The sequence below is a fragment of the Pseudomonas sp. NBRC 111132 genome (assembly GCF_001320565.1).
Taxonomy (GTDB): domain Bacteria; phylum Pseudomonadota; class Gammaproteobacteria; order Pseudomonadales; family Pseudomonadaceae; genus Aquipseudomonas; species Aquipseudomonas putida_P.
The window spans coordinates 50,951-64,302 of the sequence record NZ_BCBI01000006.1 but is presented as its reverse complement, the minus strand read 5'-3'; the positions used below and the strand labels follow the sequence as shown (position 1 = coordinate 64,302).

The following is a 13,352-nucleotide window of genomic DNA, read 5'->3' as shown; positions in this document are numbered from 1 at the left end:
TTCAGCGCGCTGAATCGCCAGCGGGCTGGATAAGGTGATTGCCCCTGACTCAAGGGGCAACCATCAAGGAGTTTCTACATGTCCGATGAAACACAAGTCACCACCAACAACACCGCCATCCTGGTCGAAGGCAACCTGCTGGCCTGCGGCGCAGGTATGTCTGCGAAAAGCCGTCACGACGTCAAGAACGCCTTCCACTTCGCCACATTAGTGGCCGACAAAGCGTTCGATGCCGAAAAGCAGAGCCGGGAGTGGTACGACAAATTCATCGATGTGATGCGTGATCTTGGCTTTACCATCCCTCGACGCACCTTCGAGCTGGAAACGTCGGCGGAGCTGTCTGTCACCGTAGGCGCCGTTGCCGTCCGGGCGATCGGTGTTGCTGGCAACGCACTGCTGGGGGGCACCAAGCTGGGTGCTCTGGCCAAGATGGCCTTCGATAAAATGACCACCGTCGAAAACGACGCCAAGGTGCTCGACCACAAACGCAAGAACAAATCCAGGGGCATGGTTGGCCTGGCTGCCTGCATCGAAACAGAGAGCAACGATGTGGTCATGGTCGTGAGCTGCATCCAGGCATCTGCCCCGACACTGGACGATGACGTGCTGGGCATCCAGTGGAAGCTGGACAAGACCCACTACTACGCCGGCACCGCGGTGCTCACGCTCAACAACTTCGTGTACGACAAAGTGCGCGAAACCGTGGAAAACAAACTCGGCGTGCGCAGCGTCGAGAACGTACTCCAATACGACATCTGATAGCGCGGCGGCGTTGCACCAACGCCGCCTTGTTCGCTTGTTTGCAATGAGACAAGACTATGAATAGTTCAGTTGAACAGCTGATGTTGATTGGTGGGACGGCATTGCTGTATTCCACAGGCGCCACCGAGGAGCAACGCCAAGCTGCGTTCGATTCGATACTTTATGCGCAGTTGCTGGCCAACAAGAATGCCGGGCCACGCTTCAACGACTACGAGCGTTGGTACTCCGCCTACAGGGATGCATACCGCCAACTTGGCTGGATCAAACTGGCCACTACCCACGACCTCAAGCACTTGGGGCAGCCCTTGCGCACCGCGCCGGTGCAGCCACTTGAGGCATGGCTGAGAATGCGCTCTATCCGTCACGAGGCCGTGCTGGCAGCGGTGAAAACGGGTTTGAGCCGATCACTGGAAGGTTTTGGCCACTTGCTGAAGTACAGCACGCAGGAGCAGACGCAGGGGGCGAAGCTTGTGATCGAGCTGGGCGTGCTCAAGGCAGGGCCGGTGCTGGATCTGTGCAGCATCTCGATGCAGGTCGGCAAGTCGATTTCGAATATCCCGCTGGGCACTTGGCTGAGTGAACAGGTGCTTCAAGGAGAGGCAGAGTTCAACGGCGTTTCCCTGGCATTGGATAACAGTCGGTTCCAACGCCAGCGCGATGAACTGCAGGCGTTGATGAAAACCAAGGATGCACAAGGCGCTTACCGGTTTGACCCTTATGCGCCGATAACGGGAGCACATCATGAGTGACGCCACGTCTGCCGTGATCGGCGCGGGCATCGTTTCGTTCTTGCCAGGTATTCCGGCCGCTTTGCAAAACAAGGTGAAACTGGCCCTGGCAATGGCCGAACGTGCTACCGAGACGGCGTTTCGAGAAGGGTTGATCGAGGACTGGTTTGCCTACTACCGCAACCAGCTCAAATATATGGGCTGGGATGCAGTGTCTGCCGAGCAGGTTCATTGGCCGGATGGACAGCGCGCCCGTCAGGCCGACCAGGTGCTGGAAACCATTGCGGCAACGGCTGGCGAGCACTTTGCCTCGGCGATCGGCATTTCCATGCGCAAGCTGTTGGCCAACCCGGCGGTGCTGCAGTCGCTTGAGCGGTGCGCCTACGAACGCCAGCATTTCCAGCTGCTGCCTTGCGCTCCGGCCGGTGCCAACCGGGTGGACATGGTGCTTTACCATGAAGCGGATGTACGTTCGGCCTTCCGTGCAGGCTTCATCAGCCATAGGCGCAGCCATCGGAATGTGCGTGCGGAGTTGATACGTTTCAACATGCTGGCGTTCGAGCACAGCTTTTTGCCAAAAGTGCAGGAACGTGTCGTTCAGGTCTCTTTGCAACGCATTCTGGATTACGCCCTTTAGGGCACCAGGTAGCCCTTGATGCCGGTAAAGATGATTTGCGCAGCCAAGGCGCAGACGAACAACCCCATCAGCCGGCTGACGATCTGCAGCCCTTGGTCGCCAAGGATGCGTTCGATGCCGTGTGACAAGTACAGCACCAGGCCGACGGTAAAGCTGGCCAGCGCGATGCTGACGATGGCCAGCAATTTGTCATCCCAATGCGGCTGGCCCACGCCCATGACCAGCAGGGCGCCGATGGTGCCAGGGCCGACAGTCAGTGGAATGGTCAGCGGCACGATGGTCACATCCTGCTGCACGTTGTCGGCCTGCACCGCCGGCTTGCCCTGGGCCATACCCAAGGCAGAAATGAACAGCACGCTACCGGCCCCGATGCGGAAGGCGTCGGCGGTGATGCCGAAAATGCCGAAGATCACCCGCCCGAACAGGTACAGCAGCACGCTGGCGACCAAGGCTGCGAAGGCGACCTTCCAGGCCAGTTGCTTGCGCTCCTTGCTGGAGTGGCCGCGGGTCAGGCTGATGAAGCACGACAGCACGAAGAACGGGCTGTAGAGCACGAGCATTTTCAGGTAGACGCTGAACAACTCATGGAGCATGAGCACTATTCCTTGGGCAATCTGAAGCTTGCGCTCCCACAGGGGCCGTATCGGGCTTTCGAATACTGTTCTCTGTGCGACAGCGTAGCCTAGGAAGTATGCGCCGGGTCTGCCTTGGCTTCGCGCTGGTTGGCCCAATACTGGATCAGTTCGCGTAACTGCGACAATTCCACCGGTTTGGCCATGTGGCCGTCCATGCCCGCCAGCCGCGCGCGTTCCTTGTGCTCGGCAAGAATGTGCGCGGTCAGCGCCACCACCGGTGTGCGTTGGCGCTGGTTGGCCGTTTCCCAGGCCCGCAGCTGCTGGGTGGCCGAGAAGCCGTCCAGCACCGGCATTTCGCAGTCCATCAACACCAGGTCATAGTGCTGCGCTTTCATCGCCTGCAAGGCTTCTTCGCCATTGCAGGCAGTGTCGGGTTCAAGGTTGAGTTTGCCGAGCATACCGCGGATAACCTTGGTGGAAATGCTGTTGTCTTCGGCGACCAGCACGCGGAAGTCGCCAGGCAGGTCCAGCGCCTGCGGGATGCCAGGCAGGCTGGCAGGCACTGCCTGCTCGCGGCCGCGCTGGGCCAGTTCCTCGGCCAGGGTGGTCTTCAGCGTGTAGCCGGCCACTGGTTTGGCAAGGATCCGCTTGACCCCAGCGTTGCGCGCGATGACCTTGCTCGGCGCATTGCTGATGCCGGTGAGCATCACCACCAGGATGTCGTGGTTCAGGCTTGGGTCTTCCTTGATCTTGGCGGCCAGTTGCATGCCGGTCATGCCGGGCATGTTCTGGTCCAGCAGTACGGCGTCGAAGTAGTCGCGCAGGTGCGCCTTGGTGCGCAGCAGGGCCAGGGCTTCCTTGCCAGACGGCACCGCGCTGACGTTCATGCCCCAGGCGCTGCACTGCTGGACCAGTACCTTGCGGCAGGTGTCGTTGTCGTCCACCACCAGCACGCGGGCATCGCGCAGCGGGCTGTCGAGGTCGGCGGGCGGCTGTTCCAGGCGCGAAGGGTCCAGCGGCAAGGTCAGCCACAGGGTGTTGCCCATGCCAGTGCTGCTCTTGATGCCGAACTCGCCCTGCATCAGGCCGATCAGTTGCTTGGCGATGACCAGGCCCAGATGCCCGCCCAGCTTGTTGCTGGACAGGAAGTGGTGGCTGTGCAGTTCGGCTTGCAGCAAAGCGTCGCGGTCGGCGGCGGGCAGCGGCTCGCCGCTGTCCTGCACGGCAATGCGCAGGCGTGGCAGCTCGCCGCGTTGATCCAGTGCCACCACCAGCAGAATTTCACCCTGGTCGGTGTTTTTCAGGGCGTTTTCCAGCAGGCTCGACAAGGCCTGGCGCAGCCGCGTCGGGTCACCGCTGATGACCCGTGGTACTTGCGGCTGGGTGAAGCTGATCAGTTCGATGTTTTGTTGCTCGGCCTTGGCGCGGAAGATGTTCAGGCAATCCTCGATCAGCGCGTTGAGATCGAACTGCACGTCATCCAGCTCGATCTGCCGGGATTCCAGTTTGGAAATATCGAGAATTTCGTTGATCAGCGTGAGCAACTCGTTGCCGGCGCTGTGGATGGTCTGCACGTAGTCGCGCTGCTTGACCGACAGCGGTGTGCCCAGCAACAGCTCGGTCATGCCCAGCACACCGTTCATGGGGGTGCGGATTTCGTGGCTGATCTTAGCCAGGAACTCGGCCTTGGCATTGATTTCGGCGTCGCTGGCGGCCAGCGCGCGGCTGGCGCTGAAACGCTCCTCGCTCATGCGCCGCAGGCGTTCACTGACGGCCAGGTTGAGCAGCAGGCCGCTGACCACGGTCAGGCCCAGCAGGATACACAACAGCCAGGGCGTCGAGGTGCGGGTCAGGCCCAGCAGGGCTGGCAGCAGCACCAGGCCACCGAGGTTGAACACCACCATGGCCAGGCTGAACAGGCGACCGGGTGCATAGCCTTTGTACCAGTGATAGCTGCTGACCAGCAGCATGCTCACACTGCCCAGCGCCATCAGGGCGTAGGTCATCAGGTTGAGGGGCAGCGTATCGACGAACAGCAACACCAGGCCGCTGACCCCGACAATCAACATTTCACCCTGCAGCAAGCGGTTAAGCCGTGGCGAGTTGCATGGCGAGAAGAAATGCTGGGTGAAATACAGCCCGGACAGGCCAGCCAGGACCAGCGTCAGGTAGGCAGCAGGCGTTTGTGCACTGTGCCACACATGCCACCAGGGGCCGCTGAGGTTCAGCAGGATCAGGCCGCTGAGCAGCATAAGGCCGTGGTACAGCGCCAGGATCAGGGTGGTGCTGGAGCGGCTGTAAAGGAAGCGGATCAGGTTGTGCATGATCAGCATCACCAGGCCGCCGAACAGCATGCCGAACAGCAGCGGCTGGCGTTGGTCCGACGCGGCCTCGGCCGCCGGCTCCAGGCTGATGGCCGGGCGCAGCTGGTGCTCGGAAACCAGGCGCAGGTAGATGTCCAGCGGCTGCTTGCTGTTGGGCAGGGGCAGTACATGGTCGCTGCCGCGCAGGGTAGGGCTGGCATTGCCTGCCTGCCGCCCGTGGTGCAGCTGACGCAGAAGTTGGTCGCCTTCCAGGGCGTAGAGGTCCAGGCCAGACAGGTCTGGGGCGAATACCCGCAGCAGTTGTTCCTGGTCGCCTGGTTGCAGGCGATAGTGCAGCCACAGGGCCTGTTCTGCTGGGGCAGCATCCAGCTCGGCGAGGACCAGGGGGCTGAACTGGTTGCGGTAGCGCTCGGAGCGCACATCGCTCAGTTGCAGGTTGGCCTGTTCGTCAAGCAGTACGGTCCAGCCTCCGTCATGTTCGGCCGCAGCCGGAAACATGAAGAGCAGGGTCAGCAAGCTGACGATCAGAGCTGAGGCAATCCGAAGCCGACGCACTACGAAATCCCTTCTTAGCCGATGTGCCGGGTACTAACTATGCGCGGCGCGCCAAGTCGAAGGCAAGGCCCATGCCGGGCCCTGTCGACGAGCCGGATGCCACAGCCTGAAAGTGCTGCGGCATTCCGGTGTTTCTTACTGCTGGTGCTCACCGCGCTCGCGGGCGATGGCCCGATAGCCGATGTCGGTACGGTAGAAACTGCCGTTCCAGCTGACTTCCTTGGCCAGGCGATAAGCCTGCTGCTGCGCGTCGGCGACAGTACTGCCCATGGCGGTGGCACACAGCACGCGCCCACCGTTGGTGGTCACCTGGCCATCCTTGAGCGCGGTACCGGCATGGAACACCTTGCCTTCGATCTTCGCGGCAGCGTCCAGACCGTTGATCACGTCGCCCTTGGCATAGTCGCCTGGGTAACCGCCAGCGGCCAGGACCACGCCCAGGCTCGGGCGCGGGTCCCACTGTGCTTCGACCTTGTCAAGCGCTTTGGCGAAGGCAGCTTCGATCAACAACACCAGGCTCGACTCCAGGCGCAGCATGACTGGCTGGGTCTCTGGGTCGCCGAAGCGGCAGTTGAACTCGATGACCTTGGGGTTGCCCGCTTTGTCGATCATCAGGCCGGCATAGAGGAAGCCAGTGTAGACGTTGCCTTCCTCGGCCATGCCGCGCACGGTTGGCCAGATCACCTGGTCCATCACGCGCTGGTGCACGTCGGCAGTAACCACCGGGGCAGGGGAGTAGGCACCCATGCCGCCGGTGTTCGGGCCGGTGTCCTGGTCGCCGACGCGCTTGTGGTCCTGGCTGGTGGCCATGGGCAGCACGTTGTGGCCGTCGACCATGACGATGAAGCTGGCTTCCTCGCCGTCGAGGAACTCTTCGATCACCACACGCGAACCGGCTTCACCGAAGGCGTTGCCAGCCAGCATGTCACGCACGGCGGCTTCGGCTTCGTCCAGGGTCATGGCGACGATCACGCCCTTGCCCGCGGCCAGGCCGTCGGCCTTGATCACGATCGGCGCGCCTTTTTCCTGCAGGTAGGCCAGGGCCGGTTCGATTTCGGTGAAGTTCTGGTAGTCGGCGGTCGGGATCTTGTGACGCGCCAGGAAGTCCTTGGTAAAGGCCTTGGAACCTTCCAGCTGGGCCGCGCCCTTGGTTGGGCCGAAGCAGTCCAGGCCACGGCTGCGGAACAGGTCGACCACACCGATGACCAGTGGCGCTTCCGGGCCGACGATGGTCAGGTCGACGTTTTTCTCGGCGAAGTCGGCCAGTTGCTCCAGGGCGCAGACGTCGATGGCGACGTTCTCGCACTTGGCTTCAATGGCGGTGCCGGCGTTGCCAGGGGCAACAAAGACTTTTTCGACGCGTGGGTCCTGGGCGACTTTCCAGGCCAGGGCGTGCTCACGGCCGCCGCTACCGATGATCAAAACTTTCATGTCAAAACCTCGAATTCTGTTTGGCGCCGATCCCGCTTTTTGTAGGAGCGGCCTTGTGTCGCGAAAGGGGCGCGTAGCGGCCCCTGGGTTTCAGCTTCGCAGCAGAACTTGCTGGGGCCGCTCTGCGGCCCTATCGCGACACAAGGGTCGGGATTGGCCCGACAACTATTTAGTGGCGGAAGTGGCGCATACCGGTGAACACCATGGCGATGCCGGCTTCATCGGCAGCGGCAATGACTTCAGCATCACGCATCGAGCCACCCGGCTGGATCACGGCGCTGATACCCACTTTAGCCGCATTGTCGATGCCATCACGGAACGGGAAGAACGCATCCGATGCCATGACCGCGCCCTGCACCTGCAGGCCAGCATGCTCGGCCTTGATTGCAGCGATGCGAGCGGAGTTGACGCGGCTCATCTGGCCAGCGCCGACGCCGATGGTCTGGCGCTGCTTGGCGTAGACGATGGCGTTGGACTTGACGAACTTGGCCACTTTCCAGGCGAATACCAGGTCGTGGATTTCTTGCTCGGTCGGGGCACGCTTGGTGACGATCTTCAGGTCATCGGCGGTGATCATGCCGATATCGCGGCTTTGCACCAGCAGGCCACCGTTGACGCGCTTGAAGTCCCAGCCGGCAGCGCGCTCGGCTGGCCACTCGCCGCACTCCAGCAGGCGGACGTTCTGCTTGGCCGCTACCACGTCGCGGGCAGCCTGAGAAATTTTCGGGGCGATGATCACTTCGACGAACTGGCGGTCGACGATGGCCTTGGCGGTTTCGCCGTCCAGTTCGCGGTTGAAGGCAATGATGCCGCCGAATGCCGACTCGGTGTCGGTGGCGTAGGCCAGGTCGTAGGCCTTACGGATGCCGCCTTCCTCTTCAGGCACAACGGCCACGCCGCATGGGTTGGCGTGCTTGACGATGACACAGGCTGGCTTGACGAAGCTCTTCACGCACTCCAGCGCGGCGTCGGTGTCGGCCACGTTGTTGAACGACAGTTCCTTGCCTTGCAGCTGGATGGCGGTGGAAATGCTGGCTTCGCCTTTTTTGGCTTCGACGTAGAACGCCGCGCTCTGGTGCGGGTTTTCGCCGTAGCGCATTTCCTGGGCTTTGACGAACTGGCTGTTGAAGGTGCGCGGGAATTCGCTGCGATCGGCAGTCGAAAGGGTGTCCTTGGCCTGGTCGATGGTGCCCATGTAGTTGGCGATCATGCCGTCGTAGGCGGCGGTGTGTTCGAACGCCTTGAGCATCAGGTCGAAGCGCTGGGCGTAGGTCAGGCCGCCGGCCTTGAGGCCTTCGACGATGCCGGCGTAGTCGCTGGCGTTGACCACGATGGCGACGTCTTTGTGGTTCTTGGCTGCCGAGCGGACCATGGTCGGGCCGCCGATGTCGATGTTCTCGATGGCGGTCGGCAGGTCACAGCCAGGCTTGGAAATGGTGGCTTCGAACGGGTACAGGTTGACCGCAACCAGGTCGATCGGCTTGATACCGTGCTCGCTCATGATGGCGTCGTCGGTACCGCGACGGCCGAGGATGCCGCCGTGGATTTTCGGGTGCAGGGTCTTGACCCGGCCATCCATCATTTCGGCGAAGCCGGTGTAGTCGGCCACTTCCACCGCGTTCACGCCGTTGTCCTTGAGCAGCTTGTAGGTGCCGCCGGTGGACAGGATCTCGACACCGAGCTGCTGCAGCTCACGGGCGAATTCGAGGATACCGGTCTTGTCGGAGACGCTGATCAGGGCGCGGCGGACTGGCAGGCGGGTAGTCTGGTCGGTCATTTCGGGTTCCAATAACGCGGTGGAGTCAGCAAAAAAGGCGCCTCTGTTCAGGGAGCCGCCTTTTCTGGATGGGATTCTGGCTTACAACAAGTCGTACTGCTTGAGCTTCTTGCGCAGGGTGCCTCGGTTCAGCCCGAGCATCTCGCTGGCCTTGGTCTGGTTGCCCTTCACGTAGTTCATCACGCTTTCGAGCAGGGGCGCCTCGACTTCGGAGAGCACCAGGTTGTACACGTCCGTCACGGTCGCGCCTTCCAGGTGGGCGAAGTAGTTGTGCAGCGCCTTCTCGACGCTGTCGCGAAGGGTCTGGCCCTCTTCGCTCGGCGTGTTGAGGTGCTGTTTCAGGTTGGCGTTGTCGCTCACGGGCGTTGTTCCACTCACAAATGTCTCGGTCATCATCGTCATGCGGCCACCCCTTGTCCGTCCTCTGTCTCAAGGCTCTGTCGACGTTCGCTGAAAAACGCGCGAACGTTGGCGCACTGCGCTTGTGTGTCTTCCAAAGCGTTGAACCGGGAGCGAAACTCCTTGCCGCCGGGTCGTGTTGCCAGGTACCAGCCAACGTGCTTGCGGGCGATACGAACGCCCATCACATCGCCATAGAAGGCATGCAGCGCGGCCAGGTGCTCCAGCAGGATGCGTTCCACTTCGTCCAGCTGCGGCGCTGGCAAATGTTCGCCAGTGCGCAGGTAATGCTCGATCTCGCGAAAGATCCATGGCCGCCCCTGGGCAGCCCGGCCAATCAGCAGGCCATCGACCCCGGTGGCGTCCAGCACCGCTCGGGCCTTTTCTGGCGAAGTGATATCGCCGTTGGCAAAAACCGGGATTGACACCGCCTGCTTGATGGCAGCGATGGTGTCGTATTCGGCATCGCCGGTGTACAGGTCGGCGCGTGTGCGGCCATGCACCGCCAGCGCCTGGATGCCGGCCTGTTCAGCGATCTTCGCCACGTTCAGGCCGTTTTTGTTCGCCCGGTCCCAGCCGGTGCGGATCTTCAGGGTCACCGGAACGTCCACAGCGCCGACCACGGCATGGAGGATCTCACTGACCAAGGCCTCATCTCTCAATAAAGCAGAGCCTGCAGCTTTGTTGCAGACTTTTTTTGCCGGGCAGCCCATGTTGATATCGATGATCTGGGCACCCGCTTCGACGTTGGCCTTCGCCGCCGCCGCCATCATCTGCGCATCACCGCCGGCGATCTGCACCGAGCGTGGCTCGGGATCGCCTTCATGGATGCGGCGCAGGCTCGACTTGCGGCTGTTCCACAGGCTCATGTCGCTGCTGACCATTTCCGACACCACCATGCCGGCGCCCAGGCGCTGGCAAAGTGTACGGAAAGGCTGGTCCGTGACCCCGGCCATGGGCGCGAGGATCAGGTTGTTACGTAGTGTGTATTGGCCGATGCGTACCGCCGACATAGGTGATCCCTGTTGTGGGGCCGAATCTTGGAGTTCGAAAAAGGGTTGGCATGATACCCGCTCTCGGTGACCGGATAAAGATGGATTTGGATAAAATCTGAACAGTTGTCGGCTTATGACATTTGGTAAGCGCGGGGGCTTGTTACTGTGTTGCAGCCCCCGGCAAGCCGGCCCTTCATTCCGGCGAACGGAAGCTCAGGCTGTAATTCACGGCCTTCGGCCCCGGGTCGAGGATGTCCAGGGCGATGTGGATTGGCGTCTGGCTGGGCATTTCGCCACGCCCTGCCAGTTCGCCGGACAGGTACTCGCTGGGCTTGAAGCGACGGCTGGCGATCAGCTGGCCATTGAGGTCGGCGAAGCGCAGCTCCAGCAGCGGGAACGGCTGGGCGAAGGGTGCGCGGTTGTAGATGATCGCGTCGACGATCAATGCGCCCTTGAAGTCCGGGTGGCTACGCACCACCAGGTTGCTGCTCTTGATACGGGCAATGTCGACGCGGGTGGGTACCTGGCAGCCGACCATCGGGCAGATTTGCTGGAAGATCGGCCGATACTGGTCCTGGCGGGCCATTTCGTCGAAGTGGAACCACACGTACTGAAACGCCAGCAGGCCGGCGGCCAGCAGGGTCAGAAAACCCCACAGCAGGCGCTTGCCCCAGTTAGGCGCGGGCTTTTCCCAGCCCAGTTGCAGCGGATCGTCGACCACGTCGACCAGTGGCTCCTTGCGCGAGGGGCGTTCGGCTTTGCCGGTAAGGCCCGGTTCCAGGCGCTCCCCGGGCAGTACCTCGACGGGTTCGTCGTCGCGCGCCGACAGGTGCAGCGCCAGCGGCTCATCGTCGCGGGCACTCAGGCCTCTTTCCGGGGGTTCGTCATCGCTGGCGCGCAGCGGTTCGCCGAATGCGGGCTGTTCATCGGTTTCGGCCGCGCGGTGCGCGGGCGGCTCGTCTTCGATGTCCAGGTCAAGGTTGCTGCCCAGGGTCGGCTCGGTGCGCTCGCCGGGTGCAGGGCCCAGGTCCAGCTCAAGGGGTTCCGGCTGCAGCAATACTGGGGCGGGCTCTGCCGGGTGCTGCTGCTCGAAGGGCTCATCGGTGGCCGTGCCGAACAGGTCGTCTGCGTGCTCGTCCAGGTGCAGTTCGTCGCGCCGTGCCTGCAGCCCGTCATCCTGGCTGGCCGGGCGTGTCGGGGCGGTTTGGCCGCGACGCTCCAGGCGTTCCAGTTCCTTGTCGAGGTCAAGCTCGTCCAGCGCCTGGGCGGTAAGCGCCCAGTCCTGGTCAAGGGTACTGCTGCGTACTTCGACGGCAGGCTCAGGGGTACTGGCAGGCTCGATCAGCGGCTCGGTAGGCGCGGCAGGTGCCGGCGCAGGTGCCGCAGCCGCGGCCGCGGCCGCGCTGGCGGTACCGGCACGGTTCTGCTCCAGCAACTGCTTGGCGGCGTTGAACACCTGCAGGCAGTGACCGCAGCGCACCACGCCACGGGCCACGCTCAGCTGGTGGTGGGTGACGCGAAAGCTGGTCTGGCAATGCGGGCACTGGGTGACGAAACTGTCGGTCATGCGGCAATCCGGGAGCTGTGCAGAAAAGTATTCTAGGCCCGCTTAGCGGCGCCGACCACTGATGCGCACCCAGCCGTCGCGCACGACGATAGGGTCCAGATCAAAGTCGGCGGCGTAGGCGGCGGCTACTTCCTCGCCCTGCTCGGCAAGGATACCCGACAGCGCCAGCAGGCCACCTGGGCGAACCAGGCCGGACAGCTGCGGTGCCAGCGAAACCAGTGGGCCGGCGAGGATGTTGGCAACCAGCACGTCGGCCTGCATCGCTGGCATGTGCTCGGGCAGGTACAGTGCCAGCTTCTCATCGGCAATGCCGTTGCGCTGGGCATTGTCGCGCGAAGCCTCGATGGCCTGCACGTCGATGTCGGTACCTACCGCTTCACGGGCGCCCAGCAGCAGTGCGGCGATGGCGAGGATGCCCGAGCCGCAGCCAAAGTCCAGCACCTGGGTGCCGTCGAGTTGCTGGCCGTCGAGCCATTCCAGGCACAGAGCCGTGGTGGGGTGGGTGCCGGTACCGAAGGCCAGGCCTGGGTCGAGCAACAGGTTGACGGCATCTTTTTCCGGGGCTTCGTGCCAGCTGGGCACGATCCACAGACGGCGGCCGAAGCGCATCGGCTGGAAGTTGTCCATCCAGCTGCGTTCCCAGTCCTGGTCCTCGATCACCTCGGCTTGGTGTTCGGGCAGCTCGGCGCCAGTCAGCAAACGCAGGTGGGCGAACACCTGCTCTGGGTCGGCATCGGCCTCGAACAGGGCCAGCAGGTGGGTGTGCGACCACAGCGGTGTGGTGTTGAGGTCGGGTTCGAAGATCGGTTGATCTTCGGCATCCATGAACGTGACCGAGACGGCGCCTACTTCAAGCAGGGCGTCTTCGTAGGTTTCGGCTTGTTCCGGGCTGATGGCCAGGCGTACTTGCAGCCAGGGCATGGCGGGCACCTTTGGTAAATCGACAGGGGCAGCCCTTGGCTGCGCGAAGGCTGGCAGTTTACGCGAGTGCGCAGGGTTTGTAGAGGAGGCCGGGCGCACACCCTGTGGGAGCGGTTTTAGCCGCGAACACCGGCAACGCCGGTGCCATGCCACGCAGCGGATGCTTCGCGGGTGAGCCCGCCCCCACAAGTACCGTGCGGCCTAGACGAAGCAGAGCGAGAGCGACTCCGCTATATAGGCAGGCTTTTCTTCGCCGTCGATCTCCAGCGTGGCAATCGCCTTGAGCAGCCACTGCCCCGGCTTCTTCTCCACCACCTCGGCCAGGTCCACCTTCAGCCGAACCTGGCTGTCTACCTTGACCGGCTGGATGAAGCGCACGCTGTCCAGCCCGTAGTTCACCACCATTTTCAGCCCTTGTGGCAGGACCAGGATGTCCTCGATCAGTTTGGGAATCAGTGACAAGGTCAGGAACCCGTGGGCGATCGTGCCGCCAAACGGGGTTTTTGCCGCTTTTTCAGGGTCGACATGGATGAACTGGAAGTCGCCAGTCGCCTCGGCGAACAGGTTGATGCGCTGCTGGTCGATCTTCAGCCAGGCAGAGCGGCCCAGTTCCTTACCAACGTACTGCGAAAGCTCTGTAACCGGTACATAGGGCATCGCGGACTCTCCGGGTTGTCAGTT

General features: G+C 62.5%; 12 protein-coding genes. 3 read left to right on the top strand and 9 right to left on the bottom strand.

The window, feature by feature from the left end:
• Positions 1-78 precede the first annotated feature (78 nt).
• Genes APH35_RS04560 through APH35_RS04550 form a run of 3 tightly spaced genes read left to right on the top strand, consistent with a single transcriptional unit; the run spans position 79 to position 2,127 of the window.
• Positions 79-759 (top strand): hypothetical protein, encoded by a 681-nt coding sequence (locus APH35_RS04560; protein WP_060514270.1) that lies wholly within the window; start codon positions 79-81, stop codon positions 757-759.
• Positions 760-818: 59 nt separating this feature from the next.
• Entirely contained in the window at positions 819-1,511 is a 693-nt protein-coding gene (locus APH35_RS04555) for a hypothetical protein (RefSeq protein ID WP_082425686.1), read from the top strand.
• Positions 1,504-2,127, top strand: a complete 624-nt coding sequence (locus APH35_RS04550) for a hypothetical protein (RefSeq protein ID WP_060514269.1) — start codon at positions 1,504-1,506, stop codon at positions 2,125-2,127. The genes APH35_RS04555 and APH35_RS04550 overlap by 8 nt, the downstream gene beginning before the upstream one ends.
• On the opposite strand, the gene APH35_RS04545 is transcribed toward APH35_RS04550, so the two are convergent.
• From APH35_RS04545 to APH35_RS04505, 9 genes are all read right to left on the bottom strand, one after another.
• Positions 2,124-2,720, bottom strand: coding sequence for a MarC family protein (locus APH35_RS04545; protein ID WP_012274394.1), 597 nt, complete (start codon positions 2,718-2,720; stop codon positions 2,124-2,126). The two genes, APH35_RS04550 and APH35_RS04545, sit on opposite strands and share 4 nt — an antisense overlap.
• An 89-nt stretch (positions 2,721-2,809) precedes the next feature.
• Positions 2,810-5,581: a hybrid sensor histidine kinase/response regulator gene (locus tag APH35_RS04540; RefSeq protein ID WP_012274393.1), complete on the bottom strand. Its 2,772-nt coding sequence runs from the start codon at positions 5,579-5,581 to the stop codon at positions 2,810-2,812.
• Positions 5,582-5,716: 135 nt separating this feature from the next.
• Positions 5,717-7,012, bottom strand: coding sequence for a phosphoribosylamine--glycine ligase (purD, locus tag APH35_RS04535; protein WP_012274392.1), 1,296 nt, complete (start codon positions 7,010-7,012; stop codon positions 5,717-5,719).
• Between the two features lie 169 nt (positions 7,013-7,181).
• On the bottom strand, positions 7,182-8,789 hold the full coding sequence (gene purH / locus APH35_RS04530) for a bifunctional phosphoribosylaminoimidazolecarboxamide formyltransferase/IMP cyclohydrolase (protein ID WP_060514268.1): 1,608 nt from the start codon (positions 8,787-8,789) through the stop codon (positions 7,182-7,184).
• Positions 8,790-8,870: 81 nt separating this feature from the next.
• Positions 8,871-9,191 carry a DNA-binding transcriptional regulator Fis gene (fis, locus tag APH35_RS04525; RefSeq protein WP_012274390.1) on the bottom strand — a complete coding sequence of 107 codons (321 nt, stop codon included), beginning with the start codon at positions 9,189-9,191 and terminating at the stop codon, positions 8,871-8,873.
• Complete coding sequence (gene dusB / locus APH35_RS04520; RefSeq protein ID WP_012274389.1) at positions 9,188-10,201, bottom strand: tRNA dihydrouridine synthase DusB; 1,014 nt, start codon at positions 10,199-10,201, stop codon at positions 9,188-9,190. Before dusB ends, fis begins: the two co-directional genes overlap by 4 nt.
• Positions 10,202-10,376: 175 nt before the next feature.
• Positions 10,377-11,750 carry a DUF3426 domain-containing protein gene (locus APH35_RS04515; RefSeq protein WP_060514267.1) on the bottom strand — a complete coding sequence of 458 codons (1,374 nt, stop codon included), beginning with the start codon at positions 11,748-11,750 and terminating at the stop codon, positions 10,377-10,379.
• 42 nt (positions 11,751-11,792) lie between these two features.
• Positions 11,793-12,671, bottom strand: coding sequence for a 50S ribosomal protein L11 methyltransferase (gene prmA, locus APH35_RS04510; RefSeq protein ID WP_060514266.1), 879 nt, complete (start codon positions 12,669-12,671; stop codon positions 11,793-11,795).
• Positions 12,672-12,872: 201 nt separating this feature from the next.
• Entirely contained in the window at positions 12,873-13,328 is a 456-nt protein-coding gene (locus APH35_RS04505; protein WP_012274386.1) for a MaoC family dehydratase, read from the bottom strand.
• Positions 13,329-13,352: the final 24 nt, after the last annotated feature.

Excerpts from the sequence above, each read along its gene's own strand:
- APH35_RS04545 (WP_012274394.1), bottom strand. The coding sequence starts at position 2,720 with ATGCTCCATGAGTTGTTCAGCGTCTACCTGAAAATGCTCGTGCTCTAC.
- APH35_RS04555 (WP_082425686.1), top strand. The coding sequence starts at position 819 with ATGAATAGTTCAGTTGAACAGCTGATGTTGATTGGTGGGACGGCATTG.
- fis (WP_012274390.1), bottom strand. The coding sequence starts at position 9,191 with ATGACGATGATGACCGAGACATTTGTGAGTGGAACAACGCCCGTGAGC.
- purD (WP_012274392.1), bottom strand. The coding sequence starts at position 7,012 with ATGAAAGTTTTGATCATCGGTAGCGGCGGCCGTGAGCACGCCCTGGCC.
- APH35_RS04515 (WP_060514267.1), bottom strand. The coding sequence starts at position 11,750 with ATGACCGACAGTTTCGTCACCCAGTGCCCGCATTGCCAGACCAGCTTT.
- dusB (WP_012274389.1), bottom strand. The coding sequence starts at position 10,201 with ATGTCGGCGGTACGCATCGGCCAATACACACTACGTAACAACCTGATC.
- APH35_RS04560 (WP_060514270.1), top strand. The coding sequence starts at position 79 with ATGTCCGATGAAACACAAGTCACCACCAACAACACCGCCATCCTGGTC.
- APH35_RS04550 (WP_060514269.1), top strand. The coding sequence starts at position 1,504 with ATGAGTGACGCCACGTCTGCCGTGATCGGCGCGGGCATCGTTTCGTTC.
- purH (WP_060514268.1), bottom strand. The coding sequence starts at position 8,789 with ATGACCGACCAGACTACCCGCCTGCCAGTCCGCCGCGCCCTGATCAGC.
- prmA (WP_060514266.1), bottom strand. The coding sequence starts at position 12,671 with ATGCCCTGGCTGCAAGTACGCCTGGCCATCAGCCCGGAACAAGCCGAA.
- APH35_RS04505 (WP_012274386.1), bottom strand. The coding sequence starts at position 13,328 with ATGCCCTATGTACCGGTTACAGAGCTTTCGCAGTACGTTGGTAAGGAA.